This is a genomic window from Bacillus capparidis (genome assembly GCF_017832095.1).
Classification (GTDB): Bacteria; Bacillota; Bacilli; order Bacillales; family Bacillaceae; genus Bacillus; species Bacillus gobiensis.
Genome location: NZ_JAFDST010000004.1, coordinates 90,822 through 115,265, shown reverse-complemented (window position 1 = coordinate 115,265; position 24,444 = coordinate 90,822). Strand labels below are relative to the sequence as shown.

The window sequence follows — 24,444 nt, the reverse complement described above, 5'->3', positions numbered from 1 at the left end:
TCACGATGAAAAAAATATGGACATCAATGTTTTTCATAGGATTCATTTTCATCGGCGGCAGCCAAATGCCGTCCTTTCAGCTTCCGTTCTCTAATTCACCGATGGAAATTGTTGTTCCGGCTGAGCCAGGAGGCAGCTGGGATATGACAGCACGTGCGATGAAAACCGTAATCGACTCCAATCATTTTTTTAAAAAACCAATTCAAATCAAGTACATAACCGGAGAAGATGAAGGGTGGAAGTATCTTCAGAAACGAAATGGACATGTTATTAGTTTAAATTCCAGCTTGCTTTTAAGTAATAATCTGTTAGGAAAAGGCACCGTCCGATATGATGAGTTCCATCCTCTGGCAATTCTCACAAAAGAGTGGCATGTAACCGCTGTGCCTAAAGATTCGAAGCTGAAGTCTGCAGCTGATTTAATTTCAGTTCTGAAAATAAATCCAGGACAGCTTAAGATAGGATTTGCACCCTCCATCGGAAATGATGACCAGCTGTCTTTTGTCAAAGCAGTAGAAAAGGCCGGGATTTCTACTGATAAACTGCAGTTTTTACAATATAACAACGGCAATGATTTATTCGATGCTTTGGCCAATGATGAAATCGACGTGGCGTCTGGATCAGTGAACGAAGCGCTGGCACACTTTAAAGCCAATCATATCGAAATTCTGGTTACTACATCGGAAAAACGAATAGAAAGCCTCCCAGACGTTCCAACCTGGAGGGAGGAAGGAATTGATTTTGTCTTTGCACATTGGAGAGGAATCATGGGATCTGACAAAATGACCAAAGAAGAGATTATGTTTTGGGACGACGTGATGAACAAAATGGTGAAAAAAGAAGAGTGGGAGAAACTCTTGCAAAAAAACAACTGGGAGCCCTTTTATAAAAACAGTTGGGAATCTAAGGATTTTCTCAAAGAGCAGAACAAGTATTATCACAGGGAAATTGAAGGCACACCGTAATTGCCGGCATCGATGCAGCGATTTTTCGAAATTGAACAAAAAGAACAAAATGCATTTATAAATCTTAAATCATTTAAATTAAATAATATTTACTTGAATGCCCCCCTCTCGTAAGATGAAAAGAAGCAAAGGATTAGCAGCTTTAGAACTTTTTGAAAGCGCATTCAACAAGAATTAATTACACCAGAATATGTCATATATTAAAGCTTCTAAAAAGGGGAGGGAAATCATTGTGTTAGCGTTTTTAGGTTTTTCAATGATCATCGTATTTATGTATTTAATTATTTCAAAGCGGATGTCCGCCCTGGTAGCGTTAATTGTGATTCCGATCTTGTTTGCATTATTCGGCGGATTTGGACCTGGTATCGGTGAAATGATGTTAGAAGGCGTAAAGCAGGTTGCTCCGACTGGTGTGATGTTAATGTTCGCCATTCTCTACTTTGGGATAATGATTGATGCTGGGTTGTTTGACCCTCTTGTGGGCAAAATTTTAGCTGTAGTAAAGGGAGATCCATTAAAAATTGTAATCGGTACAGCACTCCTTTCCATGATGGTAGCACTTGATGGGGATGGAACGACAACCTATATGATTACGGTATCAGCTATGCTGCCGCTTTATCAACGATTAGGAATGAATCCGCTTATTTTAACATGTATAGCGATGCTGTCATTTGGCTTTATGAACATGACACCATGGGGAGGGCCGACTGCAAGAGCAGTAAGCGCACTGCAGCTTGATGTTGCGGATGTATTTACACCGCTTATTCCTGTAATGGCTGGCGGAGCATTATGGACGCTATTTACAGCATATATTCTTGGAAAAAAAGAGCGTAAAAGAATAGGAGTTGCCGAGATTCAATATTCAGAGGAGGATAAACTAACAATAAGTCAGCAAAGTGCAGCTTTAGAAACGGAAAGCTTCAAGCGACCCAAGCTTTTATGGATAAATTTATTGTTAACAGTTTCATTACTCGTTTGCTTAATTACGTCAGTATTGCCGCTGCCTATTTTATTCATGATCGCCTTTGTCATCGCCCTCATGATTAATTATCCTAAATTGGATGACCAGAAGGAGAGAATATCTAATCATGCAGGAAACGTTCTGGCTGTTGTAGGCTTAGTGTTTGCTTCCGGGATTTTCACAGGCATATTATCCGGAACAGAAATGGTTGATGAAATGGCGAACAGTTTAGTTGCCATTATTCCTGAGTCACTAGGCTCATATTTTGCAGTGATTACAGCAGTCACGAGTATTCCATTTACGTATTTCATGGCAAATGATCCTTACTATTACGGTGTCCTGCCGATTTTGGCGCAAACTGCAGAAGCTTATGGCGTAGATCCAGCAGAAATTGCCCGTGCATCCATTTTGGGCCAGCCAGTCCATGCAATGAGTCCTTTAATGGCTTCTGCCTATTTACTTGTTGGTATGGCAGGTGTCGAGTTCGGGGACCATCAAAAGTTCATATTTAAATGGGCATTAGGTTCTTGTTTTGTAATGATTGCGATCGCGCTGCTTACAGGCGTAATTACTTTTTAATTAGAGCCCTGTTGAAAAAGGACCTGTTTTGGTCCTTTTTCAATAATATTAGTCCGTTCGTATCTCATAATTCACAACCTGCTCTTCATCGTTGAACCGCAAGACTAACCACTCACTATCTATCCTAATCAGCCCCCGCTCATCTCCAAGGTAATAAACAATATTATCATCTTCTTTAAAATACTCTGTTACAGTTGGCTTTCCCAATAGCGAATTGACTTCGTCTTTTTCCATACCTATTAGGTCATATGTATTAAAAAAATCATCAATCATATATACTCTTTCATTCTCGTGATCTACCCATTTTTCGACAGTGAAATTTGATCTATATTCGTTAACCCCTAAAATAATTGCACAATACAGCGGCGGAATTATACCAATCGCGGTCATGGCCAGAAATTTAGCCTTTCTTATTTCAGTATATTTCCATAAAATCAAAAGAAATAGCAGCAAAAAAACGAAAGGCAATATAATGGCTGTTGTACTAATGACACTGTAAGAAGAATGCAGAATGTTAATTATGAGGTAGTAGCCCATATATAATAAAACGTATAGAATACCGTATACACAAAGTAAACCCCACAATAGATTTTCTTTAGATTTCAATTTTTAATCCACTCCCTACATGACTGATACCTGAATATTCAGCTTATCATAAGTAGCATTCGTCGAAAATAGACAACTTTCTTCAATCATTGCGGCTTACCCCAAAATCGCTTATAAATCGGAAAGATCGCGCATAACGGAACTAAGATCGCTTATAAATCGGAAAGATCGCGCATAACGGTACCAAGATCGCTTATAAATTGGAAAGATCATGCATAACGAGTCCAAGATCGCTCATAAATCGGAAAGATCGCGCATAACGAGCCCAAGATCGCTCATAAATCGGAAAGATCGCGCATAACGAGCCCAAGATCGCTCATAAATCGGAAAGATCGCGCATAACGGTACAAGATCGCGCATAACGGTACAAGATCGCTCATAAATCGGAAAGATCGCGCATAACGGTACAAGATCGCGCATAACGGTACAAGATCGCTCATAAATCGGCAAGATCGTGCATAACGAGTCCAAGATCGCTCATAAATCGGAAAGATCGCGCATAACGAGCCCAAGATCGCTCATAAACCGAAAAGACCGTGCATAAGCAGCCCAAGATCGCTTATAAATCGAAAAAATCACCCCATAACGGTACCAAGATCAAAAGGTCATACATACAAAACTAGCTCAAGATCGTCGAAACCCAATGGATCGCCAGTTTAACAAAAGTAACAGGAAAAAACCCACAAACACAAAAAACCAGCCAAAAAGGCGATTACCTTTTTGGCCAGTTGGAATTCTTTTCTGATCATTTTTTTGTCTGTTGTTCTTCATTTTTTTTATCTGGATGAGTATAGTCATATTCTGCAGGATTGATTTTCTTGAAGCCCGGTGGATTGTAAAAGCGTAGAAGGTCGCTGTTCACAATCTGATCTGACACTTCAAGCTCTTTTTTTGCTTGCTCTGAATAATTTTCGCACTTAGTGCTGTCAACTGCTGGTTCTCCGCTTGGAGCTGCGTAGCAATTTCCATCAATCTTGTAATATTCAGGTGAAACAAAATCTCCGTTTCTGAAAGGAATCACTTCCCGGTGCTCCTTAGAAAGAATGTCAGAACCAGACATCAGATAATTTTTCGTATCCTTGCCTAACAGGTGAAGAAGGGTAGGAGCCACATCAACGTCACCGCTGTATTTGCTCACAGTCTTCCCTTCGATACCAGGAACATGGATAAAGAGCGGAACCTGCTGCATATCAGCATTGTTGTAATCCGTCATTTCTTTTCCGGTAACTTTCTCCAAAGCTTTATTATGATTTTCTGAAATTCCATAGTGATCCCCATACATTACGATGACTGTATTATCGTAAAGACCAGATTTCTTTAAATCAGTAAAGAATTGTTCAATCGCCTCATCCATGTAGTGGGCAGATTGAAAGTAGTTGTCGACGACGGCATCGTCAAAATTGCCTGCAGGAAATTCCGTATCCCCTGAATCCATTTGAAACGGAAAATGGTTAGATAGGGTAATGAATTTCGAATAAAACGGCTGCTTCAATCCTGTCAATAGAGGCATGCTCTCTTTAAAGAAAGGCTTATCCTTCATACCGTAATTTTTCGTCTTGCCTTCGCTCATATCATAATAGTCTGCATCAAAAAACTTGTCATAACCAATCGCTTTAAACATTTCATTGCGATTCCAAAAGGTTTTGTAATTGCCATGGAAAGCTGCGGAAGTGTAACCGTCTTGCTTTAAGATGGCGGGTGCTGACTGATATGTGTTTTGGGCATTATTTACAAACACAGAGCCTTGTGATAATGGATACAATGAGTTGTCCATCATAAATTCGGCATCTGACGTTTTGCCTTGTCCCGTTTGATGGTAAAAATGGTCAAAATAAAGGGTCTCACTATCTTCATTCACAAGAGAGTTTAGAAACGGAGTCACTTCTTTCCCATCTATTTTATAGTTGATGATAAAATCTTGCAGGGATTCTAATGAAATATAGACGACATTCATCCCTTTTGCTTTGCCGAAATAGTCCGGATTCGGCTCGTCATAAGTGGCTTTCATGTAGTTTTCCACTTCTGTAATATCATTGGAATTTGCAAAAACTCTCTGACTGTTTGATTTAGTATTTTGGATGATGTCATATACCGTAAAATTATAAGCACCAAGGTATTTAACCAAATAATTACGGTCAAACGTACGTGACAAAAGCTCAGGACGGTCAATTTCAGCAGCACCTAGATTCAAAAGAAAAACGACGATTGATGCTGCCATTATTACTTTGAAAGGTTTTTTCTCCGCTTTTTCATCTGCTTTTCTCAATTTCATCGCAAGGATTATGAGTAAGATAGTGTCCGCGAAATAAAAAATATCAAATGGACTCATTAAAGAAAACACACTGTCGCCCAATTGGCCGCCGTTAACTTTTGCCTGCATAAGGGTAGGGACTGTAATAAAATCATTAAAGAATCGATAGTAAACGATATTGGCATATAATAATGAAGACATTAAAAAATGAATGCCAATGAGTGCTATTTTACGTCCCCTCCGCTTAAATAATAGGGCGAATCCCAGAAAAAACAGGCTGGAGCTAAGCGGATTGATAAATAACAATATCACTTGAATGACATTTGAAATCCCTAATTTAAACTCTATTAAATAAGCTGCATATGTTTTTATCCATAAAAGAATTGTGGCTGCTGCAAACAATCTAAGACCATTTCTTTGTAAAAACGTTTTCATAATATACGCTCCTTTTTCACAGAACAAAATGCATGAAAAATGATCGTCTAATAATATAGCATAAAATATCCAATTAGCAAAGCAGAATGGTAAAATGATATTTTAATATAAAAAATGTAATAAAGTGAAAAGGTTTTTAATTTTCAGCTTACTTGCTATAATGAAGTTAAACATGTGGAATGGAGGATGACAGGGGATGGATATTTCACATATTATTGCAGAGAACAAAATAAAAGAAGCCATTAAAAATGGGGAATTCAAAAATATTCAAGGTATGGGAAAACCGTTAAAGCTTGATGATCTTTCGCATGTGCCGGAGCATTTGCGGATGGGATACAGGATGATGAAAAATGCTGGAATGATCGAAGACGAAGGTGCATTAAAAAAAGAAATGATGACCATCGATGATCTTATCGCGAAATGCTATGACGAAAGTGAACGGGAGAAGCTTAACCAATTAAAAAGTGAGAAACAGCTTCGATTGGATCAGATTACCAAAAAGAAGAATACGTTCGGCTCACCTGCTTCATCATTTTATAAAAACAGGGTAAATAAGAAGCTGGGATGGTAAAATCGTGCTGTTCATTGGTTTGAACAGTTTTTTTTATGAAAACCTTTTCTCGGAGTGATCAAATGAACGTACTTTGGTATAAACGGGATTTGCGTATAAGAGACCATGAAGCTTTACAATTTGCTTCACGGACTGGGCAGGTTTTGCCGATTTATGTGGCAGAACCTTCAATATGGAGAAAGCCGGATCTAAGTATCCGGCATTTTCGATTTGTCCTGGAAAGCTTGAAAGAGCTGCAAAAGGAATGGGAAGAAAGGGGCGGACACTTATTATTCTTTATCGGGGAAATGGATGAAGCACTTCGTTTGATTTATGAATTTTACGGACCATTTCAGCTTTTTACTCATAAAGAAAATGAAACATATGAAGCGGAAGAAAGAAATCAGTTGGTGAGAGAATGGATGGAAGCGCATGAACTTCCGTTTTATGAAATTACGCAATTTGATGGGCAAAGTCACAGGTTTAATCAAATGTGGAAGGAGTACATCAGTAAGGATCCGCTTGAACCTTCGGAAAGGATCACCTGTCCTGGGTATGAACCGAAGGAATTCTTCACTTCGATTGAACCGCTCTATTCATTTCACGTAAAAGGAGAGCCGGTTTCATACGGACAGGTTGGCGGAGAGGACAAGGCGCATGAAATGCTGCCAAATATTAACCTCGATAGCTTGTCCGCCTATTTAGCGTGGGGAAACCTGTCCATACGACAGATCATTAAGGAAGTCGAGAATCAACCAAAAATCCGTTCTCTAATGAAGTTATACGCCAAATCCTTAGTTGAACAAGACGTTCCTTCTTTATTGTCCAATCAAACAGACCTTGATCCAGTGAGAAAGAAAACAGAAGAGGCATATTACGAAAGGTGGTTCCTTGGGCGAACTGGAATACCCATTATTGATGCAGCAATGAGGTGCGCTAGAAAAACCGGGATGATGGAGAATTCTTTCAAGGAAATGATCGTTTCGTTTCTTTGCTGCACGATGCTGTGGGATTGGAGGAGGCCAGCACTTGATTTGGCCAAGCTTTTGATAGATTACAGGCCAGAAGTCCATTACACTATGATACGAAAAGCCGCAGGGGAATCAGGAAAGCAGAGTATTCCCCATGCTGTGAAAACAGGGCGGAAGGAAGATCCGAACGGAGAATTTATTAAGAGATACGTACCGGAATTAAATCATCTGCCGCAAAAATATATTCACGAGCCTTGGAAGTATCCGGGATTCTTCCAATTAAATTATCCAGCGCCGTTTGTCGATATTGAAAAAGCGAATCGTAATACTGCAAACGTGCTAAAAGGGCTGGTGTCGAACGATGAAACGAAACAAGAAGAATCTCCGACAGGGCAAATGAAATTTGATATTTATTAAACGAGTACCCTAATGAAAATCAGCATTAGGGTATTATTTTTTTGGAAGCGCTATAATTTTTCTCTTGACTACTTGTATATACAAGAGTAGTATAAAAGTATAACTTGTATATACAAGGGGACAGCGAGAAATGAAAACGATTACGGGGGTAGTCATATGAGTGATGTCAAACAGTCATCCATTCAGATTGTGAAAGCGATCGGTGGAAAAGACAACATAGCAGCAGCAACCCATTGTGTCACCAGACTTCGTCTAGCATTAAAGGATGAGGGAAAGGTGGATCAAGAGGCGCTCGATCAAATCGATGTCGTCAAGGGATCATTTTCAACGAATGGGCAATTTCAAGTCGTTATCGGCCAAGGGACAGTCAATAAAGTATATGCTGAATTAGTGAAAGAAACCGGGGTAGGCGAAGCGTCCAAAGATGACGTGAAAAAGGCATCTGAGCAAAATTTAAATCCTTTGCAGCGTGCCGTGAAAACGCTTGCTGATATTTTTATACCTATTTTGCCGGCAATTGTTGCAGCGGGTCTGCTCCTAGGGATTAATAATTTATTAACAAGTAAAGGAATATTCTTCAGCCGTCCAGTTATTGAAGTGTATCCTGCGTGGGCAGATTTTACCACCATGGTAAGTCTGATCGCCAATACCTCATTTGGGTTTTTGCCGGCATTAATCGGCTGGTCAGCAGTGAAACGATTTGGCGGAAATCCGCTGCTCGGTATTGTTTTAGGATTGATTTTGGTTAATCCAGCTCTCATTAACGCATGGGATTTCGGGAAAGTAGAAATTCCGACCTGGAACCTGTTTGGCCTAGAAATTCAACAGATCGGCTACCAGGGGCAGGTGCTTCCGATTCTGGTTGCGTCCTATTTGTTAGCCAGGTTTGAGCAGTTTTTAAACAAAAAAATTCCGGAAAGCATCCAGCTTTTGCTTGTTGCGCCAATTGCACTTTTGGTCATTGGATTTCTTTCATTTATCGTGATCGGACCGTTAACATTTGCAATTGGAAACGCTTTAACAGATGGTTTGGTAGGCATTTTTGATCATGCCTCATGGCTTGGGGGATTACTTTACGGCGGTTTTTATGCCCTGCTTGTTGTGACAGGAATGCATCATACATTTCTTGCCGTGGATTTGCAGCTGCAAGGAAGCGCTTTAGGGGGCACATTCCTTTGGCCGATGTTAGCATTATCTAATATTGCCCAAGGGTCGGCTGCACTTGCAATGATGTTTATCGTAAAGGATCAAAAGCAAAAAGGGCTCTCACTTACTTCGGGAATTTCTGCGTATCTCGGAATTACTGAGCCGGCCATATTCGGGGTCAATATCAGGCATCGCTTTCCATTTATCATCGCGATGGCTTCATCTTCCATAGCTGGAATGTATATTTCAAGCCAGGGGGTGCTTGGAACAGTCGGTGTAGGCGGGATTCCTGGGATTTTCTCGATTTTAAGGGAGTATTGGCTTCCGTTTGCGATAGGTATGCTGATCGTTTTGGTTCTTCCTTTCGTCAGTACGTTGCTTTTTGCTAAAATGAAGAAAAAAGACGTGAAATATGGGACAAGAGATCAGTCCCTTTCATAAATTTGTCTAATGGTGGTGCTTGTATGAAAACAAATCAGCAGCCTTGGTGGAAAAAATCAGTCGTTTATCAAATTTATCCAAAAAGCTTTAACGACACGACAGGAAACGGTGTTGGAGATATACAAGGAATTATTGAAAAACTGGATTATTTAAAAGAGCTTTCCGTAGATGTCATTTGGCTCACACCAATCTATCAATCTCCGCAGAACGATAATGGCTATGACATCAGTGACTATTTCTCGATTCAAGAGGAATACGGCTCAATGGAGGATTTCGAGAGACTGCTAGATGAAGCACATAACCGCGGGATCAAGGTGATTATGGATATTGTAATCAACCATACGTCAACGGAGCATGAATGGTTTAAGAGCGCTCTCTCCTCAAAAGAAAGCCCTTTCCGGGACTTCTATATTTGGAAGGAGCCGAAATCAGATGGAACTGAACCGAACAATTGGCAATCCAAATTCGGGGGAAGCGCATGGAAGCTAGATAAAGAATCAGGAGAGTATTATTTACATCTATTTGACGTGACTCAGGCCGATCTCAATTGGGAAAATGAGGAGCTGAGGAAAAAGCTATACGAGATGATGCATTTTTGGTTTCAAAAAGGAGTCGACGGCTTTAGGCTCGATGTTATCAATCTAATTAGCAAGAATCAGACCTTTCCGGATGATGATGGCTCAATCCCTCCTGGAGACGGCCGAAGATTTTACACAGATGGCCCAAGAGCCCATGAGTATATCCATGAAATGAATCGCGAGGTTTTCTCAAAATATGAAAGCATGACCGTAGGCGAAATGTCATCGACAACAATAAAAGATTGTGTGAAATACTCAAATCCTAAGAGCCAGGAACTAGATATGACCTTTAATTTTCATCATTTAAAGGTAGACTATCCAAACGGAGAAAAATGGGTCACAGCGGACTTTGATTTCTCTCTATTAAAGAGAATTCTGTCAACATGGCAGGTTGAGATGAATAAAGGCGGTGGATGGAATGCGTTGTTTTGGTGCAATCACGATCAGCCGAGAGTCGTTTCGCGCTATGGAAATGACGGGAAATACCATCGTGAATCGGCAAAAATGCTCGCCACAACGATTCATATGATGCAAGGGACGCCGTACATTTACCAAGGGGAAGAGATTGGCATGACCAATCCCGGCTTTGAAGAAATTACCTCTTACCGGGATGTGGAGTCACGAAACGTCCACAGGATTTTAAAAGAAAGAGGAATGGCAGAAAACGAAATTATTGAGATTCTCAAACAAAAATCACGGGACAATTCGCGGACTCCTGTTCAATGGAATGCAGAAGAAAATTCCGGATTTACAACGGGTACTCCGTGGATTCCCCTGGCAGAAAAGTATCGGGAAATCAACGTGGAGCAAGCATTGGCTGACAAAGACAGTGTGTTTTACCATTACAAAGCGCTCAATGAGCTGAGAAAAGAATACGAAATTATCACTGAAGGTGATTATGAGCTGATTTTAGAAGAAAGCCCGAATATTTTTGCTTATCTCAGAAATAGTGAAAATGAAAAGCTCCTCGTCATCAATAACTTCTACGAAACAGAAGCGGACTTTGCTTGGCCGGAGCATTTGGATGAGGGCAGCTATGAAGCGAATGTATTGCTATCAAACTATAAAGAAGAACCGAAGCCATTCTCGTCCTTTCAGCTAAAGCCATACGAAAGTGTCATTTTCCATTTAAAAGTACAAGGTGCGAAAGATGACAACAAATAAATACGATTCAATCTATCAAGAGCTTGCGAAAAAAATTGATCAAGGGATTGTGAAGGCAGAGGATATTCTGCCTTCTGAGAATGAGCTTTCGCTTCAATATGAAACATCTAGAGAAACGGTAAGAAAAGCTCTCAATCTGTTGGCGCAAAATGGATACATTCAAAAGATCAGAGGCAAAGGATCGGTCGTTTTAAATGTAGAGAAAATGAGATTTCCTGTCTCGGGCCTTGTTAGTTTTAAAGAGCTGAGCAAAACCCTTGGAAGACGAACATGCACAAAGGTACACGAATTCGGATTAATTCATCCGGATCCGTATCTTTGTAAGCAGCTGAAGGCAGAGCCGGACGATGAAATTTGGCGCATTATACGATCCAGAGAAATAAACGGCGAGCATGTTATTCTGGACAAGGATTATATTTACCGTAAATGTGTCCCAATGCTGACACAGGAAATATGTGAAAACTCGATTTACGAATACATTGAAGATGAGCTTGGAATGAAAATCGGCTTTGCTCAGAAAGAATTTGTCGTCGAAGCTTGCACGGATGAAGATGAAAAATATTTAGATCGTAATGGCTTCGATCATATTGTAGTCGTACGGAATTTTGTTTTTTTAGAAGATGCGACATTATTTCAATATACGGAAAGCAGACACAGGCTGGATAAATTCAGATTCGTAGATTTTGCCAGACGGGGAAGATGAGAAAAGCAGCTCTAGTGATAGGCTGCTTTTTTTGTTTTGGCGGGATTACACATATAGCGCTATACTCCGAATGAAACTTTTTTTCAGGTAAAACGTAAATAGAGTAAGAGAACACGGGAGAGATGCAGTTGGTGTCTGATTTTTATTTCCAGGATAGTATATTCAACATTGTATTTACTATCGTTGTTATTGGGGTTATTTGTGTTTTTGGAATCATAATTTTTACTGCTGTTAAAGGAATTTCCACATGGAATCACAACAATCAGCAGCCTAAGTTAACTGTACGAGCTAAAGTGACAGGAAAGAGGACAGAAGTACACGGCGGCTCTGGTGATTCTTCCTCAAGATCTTATAACTATGCCACATTTGAAGTGGAGAGCGGGGATAGGATGGAGCTTCAAGTAAAGGCACAACAGTATGCCGAACTTGCGGAAGACGATTCAGGCTCTCTTTCATTTCAGGGGACTAGATTTTTGCATTTTGAGAGAGATCGATAAGCAAGTAACTAATCTAGAATTGTGCAAATCGAGACGGGTTCTGTGCAAATAAGTCATAAAACTGTGCAATTCTAGCAGGCATCTGTGCAATTATGGCATAGAACTGTGCAATACTAGCAAGCATTGTGCATTTAAACTCTGGAACTGTGCAATTAAGTATAAATCACTTTCGAATAAAGTGAACCTTCAATCAGTAGGGGGTTTTTGCCCGTCCTCCACTGAAACAATCCTAGCTTTTACGGGCAGGCAGACTTCTGAGAGTGTGAACTAAGTCTTTCGAGGTGGGGGGTCTTACTGACCGTTAATGCGGGATCAATAGCAAGGTGGAATTTCCAGAATCCAATCACACCCCGGTGATCTGAGAATAAAATATAGAAACATTATGATGAAGGTGATCACATGTGGGTTGGATTTTTATTAATGGGCGTGGGGATTTCCATCCTGTTTATTTCAGCCAGTATAATTGTCAGCTTCCTATTTGTATTGCCTAAAAGTACAGCTTATGAAAAAACCTTTTTGGCAGGTGTGGCCAAAGGAGAAATTAGTAAAGGGGTGTTCAATACAATAAAGAAAGAGGAGCTGTTTGTGTACTCCACTCATGGTTATCAGCTCCATGCGATGTATTTTCCAGTCGAGAACAGCAATAAGGCAGTCATCGTCGCCCATGGCATCAGATGGTCTTTGTTTGGAAGCTATAAGTATGTGAGGCTTTTTCATAGTCTTGGCTACAATGTTTTGCTCTGTGACCTTTGCTGCCACGGCTTAAGCGGGGGAAAACATATTTCCTATGGGTACTATGAAAAGGATGACTTATCAAAATGGGTAGATGTGCTTGAAGTAAAGCTAGAAGGTGGAGCCATCATCGGCATTTTAGGAGAATCGTTGGGAGCTGCTTCAGCTGTTCAGTGTATCAGGCAGGATAGCCGGATTAAGTTTTGCATCGCAGATTCTTCCTTTAGCGATCTCTCAGAACTGTGCAAATTTCAAATAAAATCAGTGACCAGGCTGCCTATACCTTTGTTTGTCCGTCTGACGAGCCGCCTGATTAAGAAGCGGTACGGATGGGGAATTGAGGATGTTTCGCCTATCAAGTATCTGGAGAAGGTCAATACGCCGCTGTTAATTTTTCATGGGACGAAAGACAAGCTGATTCCGGCTGAAATGGCAAAAAAATTGTATGAAAAAGCTGAGGGAGTCAAGAAGCTGATCATGGTTGAAGGAGCTGGCCATGTAAAAGGGTTTAGTCTGAATCCTGAATTGTATTATCAATCCATAAAAGACTTTTTGAATAATAACATAGAAAACCCTTGCTGAGTTCAGCAAGGGTTAAGTTCTTTTTACAGCTCTTTTGTTTTGGCCTGTCTACGTTGATAGAAATACATGACAGCGCCCAGCAGTAACACAGTTATACCAATCGCAAGCATAGTGTACATTGTTGTTGCAGTACTTGGAAGCTGGTTTCCATTATCTGATGAGTTGTCTGAATTATCATCGCCTAAATTGTCGTCGTTACCAGGGGTGTTATCATTGTCAGAATCGTTATCGTCACCAGGTTTATTTCCATTCCCTGGATCGTTATCTTTTCCTGGGTCATTTCCATCACCCGGATCATTAGGTTCGTTATCTACTGGCTGCTCAGAATCATCAGGTTTATTAAATACCGCATATTCGCTTAAGTGATCGACATATCCGTAAACAACGTCTTCTTCATACATTGATTCAATTTCAGTCAGCTCTTCCTTTTCTCGATTAACAAAATAGATAGAAGGCTCGGTAGCTTTGTTTGGATCAATGCGGAAGAAAAGACCAACTGGCTCACTAAACTCAGAGATTGTGTCTTTCCCTTGGGTAATTGAGAAATCATAAACATTTGTTATTGCTTCATCGATTGGCTCGGTCATACCGATCTTGATCAAGGCTTCTTCGTCTCTCAGTTCAGAAACCGGAACCTCCATGCCGATTAAATCATTTCTGATCGTGAAGAATTTCTGATATTCTTTCAAAAGCTTCACTTGATCAGCAGTCAGCTTTAATTCAATATTTTTGTCTTTTTCTGTACCTGTTAAATCAAAGATTACATCATTTGCGTTTTTCACGTAATCTTCAAAGGCAGCATCATCAAATGTCCAAACCCCGTCAGTCTTCTTAGGAATAAGCACTTCGTTAATTCTGCCTTCTACTTCAGGAGCAACAGTTCCTTTTTGAAGCTTCTCAACAAAAACTTCGTAATCGGAAAAACCAAGCGGTGTTTCTTTTCCTTCAGTAAAGACGCTATAGCCGTCTCCGCCGCTTGCCATGAAGCTAAGGGTTGCCACTTTATAAGTTTTCTTTTCATCGATTGGTATCAAGTTTCCATTCTTATCTTTTACTTGTACATCAAGTAAACGCTGGCCAGGCTCTTTGCTTAATGTATAGGTGAAGCTTGCACCTGCTACTTGAGGGAACATTCCTTTCAGATCAGTCGATCCAGGCTGTAATGAACTTATTCCATGTTCGAGAGCTTCCTTGACCTGTGCACCTGTAAGCTCTACGACAGAAAGCGTATTGCCAAATGGCATAACGGTCAGTACTTCACCAAGGCTGATATCCCCTTTATCAATGCTGGCGCGAATTCCGCCGCCGTTTGTAATGACTAAGTCAGCGCCGCCATTTGCTTTTGCTTTGTCCAGCATACCGTCAGCAATTAAGTTTCCTAAATTTGTTTCTTTGCGGCGTACGTGATTGCGCTCACCGTCTAGGGCTACATCTGTTTTTCCGACAGTTTCTGCTTTTAAATTACTCAGAGCAGTTTTAAGCTCATCAAGTTCACCTTTAGCTTCAGTATCTTCAGGAACATTTTCGTCAATTGGGAGTAATTCCATGTCGGATTGATCCGTTTTTACGACACCGTTTTTATCAAAAGCAACGTCGACTGTTCCGAGGAATTTTCCCCATTCGTTTGCTTGGACAACGACAGTTGGTTCTTCGTTTTCAACGACTTTAAGCTCTTCTACCTTCGTGTGAGTATGGCCGCCGACAATTAAGTCAATGCCTTTCACTTTTTCAGCCAGCTCAAGATCACGTTCGTAGCCAAGGTGAGAAAGGGCAATGATCTTATTGATTTTTTCATTATCTTGAATTTCTTTTACTGTTTTTTCAGCTGCTGCTGTGGCTTCGTTAAATTTGATTGTTGGACCAGGGCTTGAAATAGATGCAGTATCTTCAGTTGTTAAACCAAATACAGCTACTTTTTCACCATTTACATCAAGAAGAATGTAAGGGTAAATTCCAGGATCTTTCTTTTCACCTGCAGTAAGCGTGGCAGGCTCTCTTAGGAATCCTTTAAGGTCTGGATCCTTTGATACATCAACGTTCGCAGAAACAAACGGGAACGTAGGAGCTTCAAACCCGTACGTGTTGTTTGGATCCACCACAGATGAATCGCCTTTAATGAATTGGCTTAATACTTTCGGGCCTTTATCAAATTCATGGTTACCGAACGTCATAGCATCATAGCCCATCATATTCATAAACTTCAGATCAGCAAGGCCGTTCCATTTTGTAAAATAAAGATCTCCCGAGAACACATCGCCGGCGTCAAGAAGAATGCTGTTCTCAGCTTGTGAGCGTACGTCATTTACCTTTGTCAAACGGCGTGCCGCATTATTAACATGGGCATGCGTATCGTTCGTATGCATGACTGTCAAATCCCACGTATCGTCCTCTTCCGGCGGCGTAGTTGCACCGTCAGAATTCAGCTTATAGACTCCAAGTCCGCTAGTTTCTGAGTTTTTGACAAAATCTACGTCGTCTGCTTTATCGGCAAACTCTTTGGCCATTAAGGAAGATTCGAATGTAACATTTGCCCCTTTGATAGGTGCAATTGACCAGTTGTTGTCGGCAGCAGGGTTTAATGTTCCTTTTTCAGTAATGTAATCAATCAATACTTGACGATTTTCAGTCGCCGTTGATAAAACTATTTTATCGCTTGTTAAGAACGGGAAGTTTGCTCCTCCGGACGCGCGATAGTTGTTCGTTGCGATTAAAAATTCCTGATTTGGATCAACCGCTTTTTCGTTGTATTTTAAGTTGGTGATTCTTTCGCCTACCGGCTTTGTGACGTCAATTTGATAAGTCACGCCATCGATGACATCAAAGTTGTAGGATGGAAAATCCGGATTGATTAATGCCTGTTCATTTGGGCTGTTCGGATCGATTTGGTTAAACTGCTTTGCTGAAGCTTCCAGCCATTGCTTAACCTCAGATCCCTTTAGCTTTACAACATATACTGTATTATCGTAAAGATAAAGGTCACCCACGTTTTTAATGGCAAGATTTCCGGCTTTAATGTTTGTATAATAATCAGCGCCGTTGCGTCCGCCGGCTTTAAACGGTGCTCCTGCTGACAGGACAGGCAAGTCTTTATATTGTGTGTCCTTCATTTCTTTTTCAGCAAACCATTTTTGTGCATCTGTTACGATTTGAATCGATGGATCGTCTTTGACTTGGGCAAAGAAGCTGTTAATGTCGGCTTCTGTTTTTCCGACAGGTGTCCTTACATATTCAAGTGTTTTATTATGTGTATCAGAAATCGCATCTGTTACGGTTTTATTGCTTGTCGTAACACCTGTGATTGCCTCGATTTTCGCAGAGGAATCAGCAACCGTCCATTTATTGTCAGATTTTTTTAGTTTAAGATCAATAACACCAAGGTGGCTGCCCCAGTTTTTCGGCATAACCACAGGGACTCCGTTGATCGTTCCTTTATTTACATCAAATCCGTTTACTCCGTTAAACTTCGGATCCGGGTATCTCCCGTGTTGGTGACCGGAAACAATGGCGTCAATGCCGTCGACCTTCGAGAGATCGAACACCATGTTTTCCGAGCCCTCAGGTTGTTCTGTTTTTTCAATTCCTGTATGTGCAAGGGCAACGATAATGTCTGCGCCTTTCGCCTTCATTTCCGGAACAACTTTCTCAGCAGCTTTTTTAATGTCTTCAGCTTGTACTTTCCCTTGGAGGTTCTGCTTGTCCCAGGTTAAGATTTGGGGAGGAACGAAGCCTGTATAGCCAACCTTAACTTTTTGCTCGTTTCCGCTTTTATCCTTAAACGTTTTTTCGACAATTTTGTACGGCTCGTACTTATGCTTGCCGTCCATTGTTAGGACGTTTGCATTTACGATAGGATACTTTGCTCCTTTAAGTGTACCTTCAAGGAAGTCCAGGCCGTAGTTAAACTCATGGTTTCCTAGAGTTCCAGCGTCATAGTTTAATTTGTTCATTACATCGATAATTGGATGAACGACAGAGCCGTTCTTAATGTCCTCGGACATTTTCTTTACGGCATACTCTCCAAGCGGATTTCCCTGGATGAGATCTCCATTGTCGACAAGCAGCGTGTTTGCGTTTTGCGCTCTGTGCTGGGCAATCAGCTCCGCCGTTCTTGCAAGACCGGAAGAAGTAATGGCTTTGTCACTGTAATAATCGTAATCCATAATGTACGAGTGAATATCCGACGTCCCCAAAATTTGCATATCGATTTCAGGGCTATTACCAGCGTTTTCTTCTGCATGAACTGAAGCGATTCCCGGAAGAAAGAAACTAGCAATTAGTGCAAAGCTTACAATGATATGTAGTACTTTTCGCCAACCAAAATGGCCTTTCGTTTTCCCCACTATTTTCCCACCTTTCCAAATTGTCACACAGTATTATTTTAAAAATATTTTGTAAACAATTAAAGTTATTTTTATAAAAAACTTGTAAAAAATGAAAAAACCTTGTCATATGAATTGACAATGTGCCGTTTTTTGGAGAAAGATAGGGAATTTCGTTCGTTATAATAGGTATTTGGACTTGTCGATTTTATTTTTTATGGGACGATTGTTTTCTAGAATGTTTAATTTAAAAAAGTTAGGGAAATTTTCAACTAGACAAAGAACTAGAGGAGGGAAATTCAAATGAGTAAGAAAATTGCAGTCGTGTTAACCGATTTATTTGAAGATGTAGAGTTTACAGAACCGGCGAAAGCCTTTAAAGAAGCAGGGCATGAATTAACCGTCATTGAGAATGTCAAAGGAAAGTCTGTGACTGGAAAGCAGGGAGAAGCTTCCGTTACCATTGACGCAGCAATAGATGATGTCAGCCCTTCTGACTTCGATGCTCTCTTGATCCCTGGCGGCTTTTCCCCCGACCAACTAAGGGCAGACGACAAATTTGTGAGCTTTGCCAAAGCGTTTATGGATGATCGCAAGCCGGTATTTGCGATTTGCCACGGCCCTCAGTTATTAATTACGGCAAAAGCATTGGATGGCAGAAGCGCCACGGGCTATAAATCCATCCAGGTTGATATGGAATATGCAGGTGTTAACTTCCAGGATAAAGAGGTTGTTGTTTGCGGAAATCAATTAGTTACAAGCCGTGTTCCGGATGATATCCCTGCGTTTACGAGAGAATCTTTGAAGCTTCTTGCTTAAGCGAAAAACTCCCGTGATTTCCATACACGGGAGTTTTCCTATTTTTTTCTTAGTGTAGCTAGCTCTTCAATGATTGCTTGCATTTCACTTGGACTGAAAGAGTCCTTTTTCATCACCATTTGATGAAGGTCAGTAATATTCTCCAGCTTTTCATCGCTGACATCCTCTACTTTTATTATGCCGACATTCAGCATATTAATCTTTTGGCTAATCTCTTCAACCATTTGATTCATTTGTTCTGCTTTTTTTTCGGACAACTTAAGTCCTCCTTTATGATTGTTTGCCAGTCCAATCCAAGCTAATATTATGACTCATTGTTCCAAAAGTTAAGAGGATTTGTCAACCTTTAATAAAAAACTTAGAATGAAATTTGGCGAGAGAAATAAGTTTTCTTTTATATGAAGATGGGGTAAGACTAAGGGAGGCTAAAGAAATGATTGAAGTTTTATTTATCTGTTTGGGGAATATATGCAGATCCCCTATGGCTGAAGCCGTGTTTCGAGATTTAGTAAAGAAAAAAGGATTAGAGGGGAAAATAAGCGTCGACTCGGCAGGTACAGGAAGCTGGCATGTTGGCAATCCCCCTCATGAAGGAACTAGTTCTCTTTTAAAGGAAAAGGGAATAAGTACAGAAGGAATGGCTGCCAGAGTTGTTGAAGAGGAAGATTTAGAAAAATTTGACTACCTGATTGCCATGGATGCTGAAAATATCAGTGCTCTTAAGGTAATAGCGCGGTATTCAGGAAATGCTGCAATCTCACGTCTGCTTGATTTAGTCGATGAATCCGAGACGAAGGATGTGCCTGACCCTTATTATACCGGCAATTTTGAAGAGGTATACAGCCTTGTTACCCGAGGATGCGAAAAGCTTTTGGATCGAATCGTGAAAGAACACAACTTATAAAGGGAGTGGATCGATAATGAAAAATGTGATTTGCAAAAATATGTTGATCGGTGCAACGCTTGGAGCTGTATTATCTCTTTTACATAAGCCGACGAGAAATGCATGCGGGGAAAAGGTTTCTGAGGCAAAACGAATGTTTGCCACCTACAGAAAAAATCCAGAGCTTCTGACTGAACAGACAAAACAAAAGCTGGATGAAGTCAAAGATGCTGCACGAACAGTTTCAGAAAATATCAGTTTTATCAATGGGCAAATTGAAGAGCTTAAGAAGACGACACCGAAAGTGATTGAGCTCATTGAAGAAACGAAGGAGCATTTTTCAAAGAATACCCCTAAACGTTTGGAGTGAATGATTTGGATTTTATAAAAGAACTTATTGCGAGATTTATTCAGCATGAAGGGCCGAGTAAGGCCGCAGAGCTATCTTACTATTTTTTGCTTTCTCTTTTTCCATTTATGATCTTTCTTCTTTCTTTTACAGCGTATCTTCCTCTCAGTCCGCAAGATGTCTTGGGAGTGATCAAGCAATATGCGCCTGGAGAAGTATCTTCCATGCTTGAGTCGAATGTGACGGAGACGCTTGACAACAGAAACGGCGGGCTGCTTTCCTTTGGTATTCTTGCAGCCTTGTGGTCTGCATCCAATGGATTAGAAGCAATTGTCAGGTCATTTAATGTTGCCTATGAAGTTGAAGAAAACCGGTCATTTATCGTCGTTCGGCTGACCTCGATCATTTTGACTGTAGCGATGGTTTTTACGATCATTATCGCTTTGCTATTGCCGGTTTTCGGCAGGGAAATCGGTATGTTTGTTTCAGATTTTATCGGTGCTTCAAGTACGTTTATAACGGTTTGGGAAGCATTGCGATACATCATTAGTATCACGATTCTACTCGTCATTTTTTCTGCGCTTTATTTCTTTGCGCCGAACAAACGCCTGCACTTCGCTTATGTTTTTCCGGGAGCGATTATCGCAACCGTCGGATGGATCGTTGTAAGTACGCTGTTTTCTTATTACGTCAGCTCATTTAGCAATTACAGCGCCACTTACGGAAGTATCGGAGGGATTATTGTCCTGATGACTTGGCTGTACCTGAGTGGAATAATGATTCTGATTGGCGGAGAAATAAACGCGTTGATCTATAAACGAAAAATTCAGGCTTCATGAAAATAAGTGAATTTGCACATCCTAAAGAAGAACACCTGCCAAAGGTATTTCAAATACGGATTGCGGAGGAAAACTGATGAGCAAACATTCAAAAAAAGGCGGGAGCCATAACAAACAAAACTCAAAAAGCAAACCGAAACATAAAACGAGCGGATCAGCTAACGGCCAAAACGGCTATCATTAAAATAAGAACCATCCTTTAGGATGGTCCTTTCCTTTATATCATGATAGGTGTTGTCCCAAAGGATAGCTTTGCTTCATGCTTTCTGTTTTGCCAAACACAATGGCAATTCCTGTTGCAGCCAAAACAACGGTAATAAAGTAAAAAAGATTGGCATGTTCAAAAAATTCCATATAGTAACCGCCAGCAACAGGGCCTAATATGCTTCCGATACTAAAGCAAATGCCGCACATCAGGTTGCCGGCTGGCAGAAGAGATTTCGGCAGCAGATCGGTCATATAGCTGATGCCTAAAGAAAAAGTCGAGCCAACAGCCATTCCAGCCAGAAAAAAACAGCCGAAAAGCAAAATGGTTGAAGTCGTAAAGCCTGCCAAAAAGAAAGATGCTGCACCGGTAAATAAAACAATTGAAAGAATCATTTTTCTGCCGAATTTATCACTTAGCAATCCTAAAGGGTATTGCGAAACAATGCTTCCGATCGCGAAAGCGGGGAGAATCACGGCTACATCATTTACCGACATATCCATTTGCAGGGCATATACAGGAAAATTCCCATGGAGGGTCGTTTCTAAAAAGCCATAGCCAAACGGCGGCAAAAACGCTACCCATCCGTATTTTAACGCTTTTGCAAATCTCTTGATACTGCTGTCACTTGTTTTGCTTTGTATATCTATTTCCGGGTACTCATTATTTATTTTAAAAATAAACATCCAGCCCAGCAGACTGAGGGAAGCCGATAAAATAAACGGGAGAGACTCACTGTATTCTGTAAGCGGCGCTAAAAAAGGGCCCAAGGCGAACCCTAAACCAAAGGACAGCCCATACAATGAAATGCTTCGTCCTCTATTCTCTTTTGAAACGGAGTTTGTCAACCAAGTCTGAGTGGAAAAGTGAAGCATATGGTCACCAATTCCGACAAGCAGCCGAAAGAAAAACCATACGACAAACGAATTGATGAAAACAAAGCTAAATAAGCTTAATACGACGAGCAGGCCGCCAACGATAATCATATTTTTGTAGCCGAATTTTCGTAACGGTTTTTCCATGAATGGCGAGGCGAGCAAAACGCCGATATATAATCCAGTAGCGTGCAGCCCGTTTAATCCGGAAGGCTGACCCTGTTGTTCGAAAATAATAGAGATAACAGGGAGAAGCATGCCTTGTGAAAATCCTGAAATCGCAACAATTAATACTAAAACAAAAAAATGAAACCGTGACATGATGGATTCTCCTAATTAAAGTAATCTAAAATGATCCTACAACGAATGTGGTTTTTCTACAAGTGAATTAGAGTATAGTTCAAAAGGTGATCGCACAAGATGTATATATAACCAAAAGGAGAGGACTCATTATGAATCGAATTTTTTTAATCTTAACAGTTGTCGGCGTACCGCTGTCTGTTGTCGGCAGCCTGATGCACTGGCCCTCGACGCTTTTGTTTTTGATCTATTGCTTGACGATCATCGCGTTGGCAAGCTTCATGGGAAGGGCAACAGAAAGTCTTGCGATCGTTGCCGGACCGAGAATTGGCGGACTATTAAACGCTACGTTTGGAAACGCAGTTGAGCTGATCATTTCGATTTTTGCGTTAAAAGAAGGGTTGGTCGCAATTGTTCTTGCCTCGTTAACAGGTTCCGTGTTAGGAAACCTGCTTTTGGTAGCGGGCTTATCCTTTTTTGTCGGAGGAATTAAATATAAAGTGCAGAAGTTTAACGTTTTTGATGCCCGGCATAATTCAGGGCTTTTAATGTTTGCTGTACTCGTCGCATTTGTCATTCCTGAGGTATTCTCCATGAACATGTCAGAAGGCGAACGATTCAGCCTGAGTGCGGGAATTGGTATCATTATGATCCTATTGTATGTCGCTGCCCTTTATTTTAAGCTTGTGACGCATAGAGGGGTCTACCAGTCAAAAAACGAGCAAAAAGCTCATGAAGAACATGAGGAACCGGAATGGTCAGGAAAAATGGCCGTGCTCGTTTTGCTTCTTTCTACCATTGCGGTTGCATACATTTCAGAAAATCTTGTCCATACGTTTGATACAGTGGGAGAGCAATTCGGCTGGAGTGAGCTGTTTATCGGGGTCATTATCGTTGCCATCGTCGGAAACGCGGCAGAACACGCATCGGCAATCATTATGGCGTATAAAAATAAAATGGATATCGCGGTGGAAATAGCGATTGGATCTACGCTGCAGATCGCGATGTTTGTCGCGCCAATTCTCGTGCTTATCTCAGTATTATTTGAGGAGCGAATGTCTCTCGTCTTCACGCTGCCCGAGCTTATTTCCATGGCTTCCGCGGTTCTTTTGGCGATTGTTATCTCGAATGACGGTGATTCCAACTGGTTTGAAGGGGCAACCCTGCTTGCCGCCTATTTGATAATGGCCATAGGATTCTTCCTGCTTTAAGAAATTTGGATAACTTTAAGACAGGATGAAAAGAATAAGGGAAAAGCAGAAAGAGTGATGAAATGAAAAAAGTACTGTATTTTACCATTGTCTTGCTTTTATTTGCTAACCCTTTACTAGTTGAGCAAACGAATGCTGCGAATCAATCCTTAAAAATTCCCAGCTCAGTAACTAATATTTCAAAGGAGAACACGTACCCGAATTCATCCCAAGATCAGCCAACTCTTCAGCCCAGCGCATTGTCCAAGGAACTAATTGAATCAGCAGGCATTCCGATTGAGAATCCGCATCTGGTTGAGATGCTCAATGAATCAAGTGTATCCGGAACGCCTCTCGCTTTAGGCTACAGGGCGACGATTTATTTAGGAAGATGGGCACTCGGGTATCAATCCAATGAAACAGTCGCTAATTGGGAATATAGAAAAATTAATATCAACCGCGCTGATAATCGCGGTGGGAATAAAACTCAGGAAATCAGATATTCCCAAGAAAAGAGGCAGGTCATTAAAGGTGGTCTGACTGCAAAGGTTCCGAACGCTGAAGATGTTAAAAGCATGATGATGCAAAAGGCGATGGAACGTACGAAGCTCCCGCTTGCATTTGAAACGATCGTAGGTGCCGGTTCAAAACGGGACCAAATCTATAATGTGCCGTCTGAGAAATTAGGTTACCTTTATGCCTATGCACCGGCCATCAACGAAAAAGGAAAAGTCACCTATGGAGAGGTCTACCTGGTCCTTCGAGGCAATAAAAGAAAGCTCGTTGTTAAAAATGTAACCTCGCAAGGCATCGGAGCTTGGATACCTGTTCAAGACCATGTAACATTCGGATTTCATGTCGGAAATTAATGAAGCAAGCCGCGAAATTAGCGGCTTGCTTTTTTTTGGAAGAGATTGTTGGAGGTACATAAACCGAGGCAAGTGGCACATAATTCATGTCGAGTGGCACAAAAAAAGGCGAGGAGGGCACATAAACTTCGTCGAGTGGCACAAAAAATGCTGAGGAGGCACATAAACTACGTTGAGTGGCACAAAAAAAGGCGAGGAGGGCACATAAACCATGTCGA

General features: G+C 40.9%; 21 protein-coding genes. 15 read left to right on the top strand and 6 right to left on the bottom strand.

From position 1 onward, the window contains the following. Positions 1 to 5 precede the first annotated feature (5 nt). Together JOC74_RS16250 and JOC74_RS16245 are read left to right on the top strand one after the other, a co-directional pair. Positions 6 to 965: a tripartite tricarboxylate transporter substrate-binding protein gene (locus JOC74_RS16250; RefSeq protein WP_053605921.1), complete on the top strand. Its 960-nt coding sequence runs from the start codon at positions 6 to 8 to the stop codon at positions 963 to 965. A 232-nt stretch (positions 966 to 1,197) separates the two neighbouring features. Continuing rightward, complete coding sequence (locus tag JOC74_RS16245; RefSeq protein WP_053605922.1) at positions 1,198 to 2,505, top strand: CitMHS family transporter; 1,308 nt, start codon at positions 1,198 to 1,200, stop codon at positions 2,503 to 2,505. A 48-nt stretch (positions 2,506 to 2,553) separates the two neighbouring features. Here JOC74_RS16245 and bamE read toward each other — a convergent pair whose 3' ends face one another. From bamE to ltaS, 3 genes are all read right to left on the bottom strand, one after another. After that, positions 2,554 to 3,111: an outer membrane protein assembly factor BamE domain-containing protein gene (gene bamE, locus JOC74_RS16240; RefSeq protein ID WP_053605923.1), complete on the bottom strand. Its 558-nt coding sequence runs from the start codon at positions 3,109 to 3,111 to the stop codon at positions 2,554 to 2,556. Positions 3,112 to 3,345: 234 nt separating this feature from the next. Continuing rightward, positions 3,346 to 3,582 carry a hypothetical protein gene (locus tag JOC74_RS16235; RefSeq protein WP_211086225.1) on the bottom strand — a complete coding sequence of 79 codons (237 nt, stop codon included), beginning with the start codon at positions 3,580 to 3,582 and terminating at the stop codon, positions 3,346 to 3,348. Positions 3,583 to 3,856: 274 nt separating this feature from the next. After that, positions 3,857 to 5,797: a lipoteichoic acid synthase gene (ltaS, locus tag JOC74_RS16230; RefSeq protein ID WP_053601876.1), complete on the bottom strand. Its 1,941-nt coding sequence runs from the start codon at positions 5,795 to 5,797 to the stop codon at positions 3,857 to 3,859. 196 nt (positions 5,798 to 5,993) lie between these two features. On the opposite strand from ltaS, the gene JOC74_RS16225 reads away from it, so the two are divergent. From JOC74_RS16225 to JOC74_RS16195, 7 genes are all read left to right on the top strand, one after another. Then, entirely contained in the window at positions 5,994 to 6,368 is a 375-nt protein-coding gene (locus JOC74_RS16225) for a DnaJ family domain-containing protein (protein ID WP_053601877.1), read from the top strand. A 62-nt stretch (positions 6,369 to 6,430) separates the two neighbouring features. Beyond that, a complete protein-coding gene (locus JOC74_RS16220; protein ID WP_053601878.1) occupies positions 6,431 to 7,735 on the top strand; it encodes an FAD-binding domain-containing protein in 1,305 nt (434 codons plus the stop codon). Positions 7,736 to 7,891: 156 nt separating this feature from the next. Next, on the top strand, positions 7,892 to 9,322 hold the full coding sequence (treP, locus tag JOC74_RS16215) for a PTS system trehalose-specific EIIBC component (protein WP_053601879.1): 1,431 nt from the start codon (positions 7,892 to 7,894) through the stop codon (positions 9,320 to 9,322). A 23-nt stretch (positions 9,323 to 9,345) separates the two neighbouring features. Next, positions 9,346 to 11,064: an alpha,alpha-phosphotrehalase gene (treC, locus tag JOC74_RS16210; RefSeq protein ID WP_053601880.1), complete on the top strand. Its 1,719-nt coding sequence runs from the start codon at positions 9,346 to 9,348 to the stop codon at positions 11,062 to 11,064. Continuing rightward, positions 11,051 to 11,767: a trehalose operon repressor gene (gene treR / locus JOC74_RS16205; RefSeq protein ID WP_053601881.1), complete on the top strand. Its 717-nt coding sequence runs from the start codon at positions 11,051 to 11,053 to the stop codon at positions 11,765 to 11,767. The genes treC and treR overlap by 14 nt, the downstream gene beginning before the upstream one ends. 131 nt (positions 11,768 to 11,898) lie before the next feature. Continuing rightward, positions 11,899 to 12,264 (top strand): DUF2500 domain-containing protein, encoded by a 366-nt coding sequence (locus tag JOC74_RS16200; protein WP_225970304.1) that lies wholly within the window; start codon positions 11,899 to 11,901, stop codon positions 12,262 to 12,264. Between the two features lie 399 nt (positions 12,265 to 12,663). Then, positions 12,664 to 13,578 (top strand): alpha/beta hydrolase, encoded by a 915-nt coding sequence (locus JOC74_RS16195; RefSeq protein WP_053601883.1) that lies wholly within the window; start codon positions 12,664 to 12,666, stop codon positions 13,576 to 13,578. Between the two features lie 23 nt (positions 13,579 to 13,601). Here JOC74_RS16195 and JOC74_RS16190 read toward each other — a convergent pair whose 3' ends face one another. Then, the gene (locus tag JOC74_RS16190) at positions 13,602 to 17,918 is read right to left on the bottom strand and encodes a bifunctional 2',3'-cyclic-nucleotide 2'-phosphodiesterase/3'-nucleotidase (protein WP_211086224.1); all 4,317 of its coding nucleotides are present in this window, start codon (positions 17,916 to 17,918) and stop codon (positions 13,602 to 13,604) included. Positions 17,919 to 18,200: 282 nt separating this feature from the next. Here JOC74_RS16190 and JOC74_RS16185 point away from each other — a divergent pair, with 282 nt between their 5' ends. After that, complete coding sequence (locus tag JOC74_RS16185; RefSeq protein WP_053601884.1) at positions 18,201 to 18,716, top strand: type 1 glutamine amidotransferase domain-containing protein; 516 nt, start codon at positions 18,201 to 18,203, stop codon at positions 18,714 to 18,716. Positions 18,717 to 18,754: 38 nt separating this feature from the next. Here JOC74_RS16185 and JOC74_RS16180 read toward each other — a convergent pair whose 3' ends face one another. Continuing rightward, the gene (locus JOC74_RS16180) at positions 18,755 to 18,973 is read right to left on the bottom strand and encodes a DUF1128 domain-containing protein (RefSeq protein ID WP_082363622.1); all 219 of its coding nucleotides are present in this window, start codon (positions 18,971 to 18,973) and stop codon (positions 18,755 to 18,757) included. Positions 18,974 to 19,149: 176 nt separating this feature from the next. Between JOC74_RS16180 and JOC74_RS16175 the strand changes: the two genes are divergently transcribed. From JOC74_RS16175 to JOC74_RS16165, 3 genes are read left to right on the top strand one after another with little or no spacing between them, the layout of a single operon-like run. After that, positions 19,150 to 19,620, top strand: a complete 471-nt coding sequence (locus JOC74_RS16175; RefSeq protein ID WP_053601885.1) for a low molecular weight protein-tyrosine-phosphatase — start codon at positions 19,150 to 19,152, stop codon at positions 19,618 to 19,620. A 16-nt stretch (positions 19,621 to 19,636) separates the two neighbouring features. Next, positions 19,637 to 19,969, top strand: coding sequence for a YtxH domain-containing protein (locus JOC74_RS16170; protein WP_053601886.1), 333 nt, complete (start codon positions 19,637 to 19,639; stop codon positions 19,967 to 19,969). A 5-nt stretch (positions 19,970 to 19,974) separates the two neighbouring features. Then, positions 19,975 to 20,787: a YihY/virulence factor BrkB family protein gene (locus JOC74_RS16165; protein ID WP_053601887.1), complete on the top strand. Its 813-nt coding sequence runs from the start codon at positions 19,975 to 19,977 to the stop codon at positions 20,785 to 20,787. Between the two features lie 222 nt (positions 20,788 to 21,009). Here JOC74_RS16165 and JOC74_RS16160 read toward each other — a convergent pair whose 3' ends face one another. After that, positions 21,010 to 22,188: an MFS transporter gene (locus JOC74_RS16160; RefSeq protein WP_053601888.1), complete on the bottom strand. Its 1,179-nt coding sequence runs from the start codon at positions 22,186 to 22,188 to the stop codon at positions 21,010 to 21,012. Between the two features lie 131 nt (positions 22,189 to 22,319). On the opposite strand from JOC74_RS16160, the gene cax reads away from it, so the two are divergent. Together cax and JOC74_RS16150 are read left to right on the top strand one after the other, a co-directional pair. Beyond that, the gene (cax, locus tag JOC74_RS16155) at positions 22,320 to 23,378 is read left to right on the top strand and encodes a calcium/proton exchanger (RefSeq protein ID WP_053601889.1); all 1,059 of its coding nucleotides are present in this window, start codon (positions 22,320 to 22,322) and stop codon (positions 23,376 to 23,378) included. A 62-nt stretch (positions 23,379 to 23,440) separates the two neighbouring features. Continuing rightward, the gene (locus tag JOC74_RS16150) at positions 23,441 to 24,226 is read left to right on the top strand and encodes a YfkD famly protein (protein ID WP_053601890.1); all 786 of its coding nucleotides are present in this window, start codon (positions 23,441 to 23,443) and stop codon (positions 24,224 to 24,226) included. Positions 24,227 to 24,444: the final 218 nt, after the last annotated feature.

What these genes read in the sequence shown, in the direction of transcription:
- JOC74_RS16250 (WP_053605921.1), top strand. Translation starts at nt 6, where the DNA reads ATGAAAAAAATATGGACATCAATGTTTTTCATAGGATTCATTTTCATC.
- ltaS (WP_053601876.1), bottom strand. Translation starts at nt 5,797, where the DNA reads ATGAAAACGTTTTTACAAAGAAATGGTCTTAGATTGTTTGCAGCAGCC.
- JOC74_RS16225 (WP_053601877.1), top strand. Translation starts at nt 5,994, where the DNA reads ATGGATATTTCACATATTATTGCAGAGAACAAAATAAAAGAAGCCATT.
- JOC74_RS16220 (WP_053601878.1), top strand. Translation starts at nt 6,431, where the DNA reads ATGAACGTACTTTGGTATAAACGGGATTTGCGTATAAGAGACCATGAA.
- treP (WP_053601879.1), top strand. Translation starts at nt 7,892, where the DNA reads ATGAGTGATGTCAAACAGTCATCCATTCAGATTGTGAAAGCGATCGGT.
- treC (WP_053601880.1), top strand. Translation starts at nt 9,346, where the DNA reads ATGAAAACAAATCAGCAGCCTTGGTGGAAAAAATCAGTCGTTTATCAA.
- treR (WP_053601881.1), top strand. Translation starts at nt 11,051, where the DNA reads ATGACAACAAATAAATACGATTCAATCTATCAAGAGCTTGCGAAAAAA.
- JOC74_RS16195 (WP_053601883.1), top strand. Translation starts at nt 12,664, where the DNA reads ATGTGGGTTGGATTTTTATTAATGGGCGTGGGGATTTCCATCCTGTTT.
- JOC74_RS16185 (WP_053601884.1), top strand. Translation starts at nt 18,201, where the DNA reads ATGAGTAAGAAAATTGCAGTCGTGTTAACCGATTTATTTGAAGATGTA.
- JOC74_RS16175 (WP_053601885.1), top strand. Translation starts at nt 19,150, where the DNA reads ATGATTGAAGTTTTATTTATCTGTTTGGGGAATATATGCAGATCCCCT.
- JOC74_RS16170 (WP_053601886.1), top strand. Translation starts at nt 19,637, where the DNA reads ATGAAAAATGTGATTTGCAAAAATATGTTGATCGGTGCAACGCTTGGA.
- JOC74_RS16160 (WP_053601888.1), bottom strand. Translation starts at nt 22,188, where the DNA reads ATGTCACGGTTTCATTTTTTTGTTTTAGTATTAATTGTTGCGATTTCA.
- cax (WP_053601889.1), top strand. Translation starts at nt 22,320, where the DNA reads ATGAATCGAATTTTTTTAATCTTAACAGTTGTCGGCGTACCGCTGTCT.
- JOC74_RS16150 (WP_053601890.1), top strand. Translation starts at nt 23,441, where the DNA reads ATGAAAAAAGTACTGTATTTTACCATTGTCTTGCTTTTATTTGCTAAC.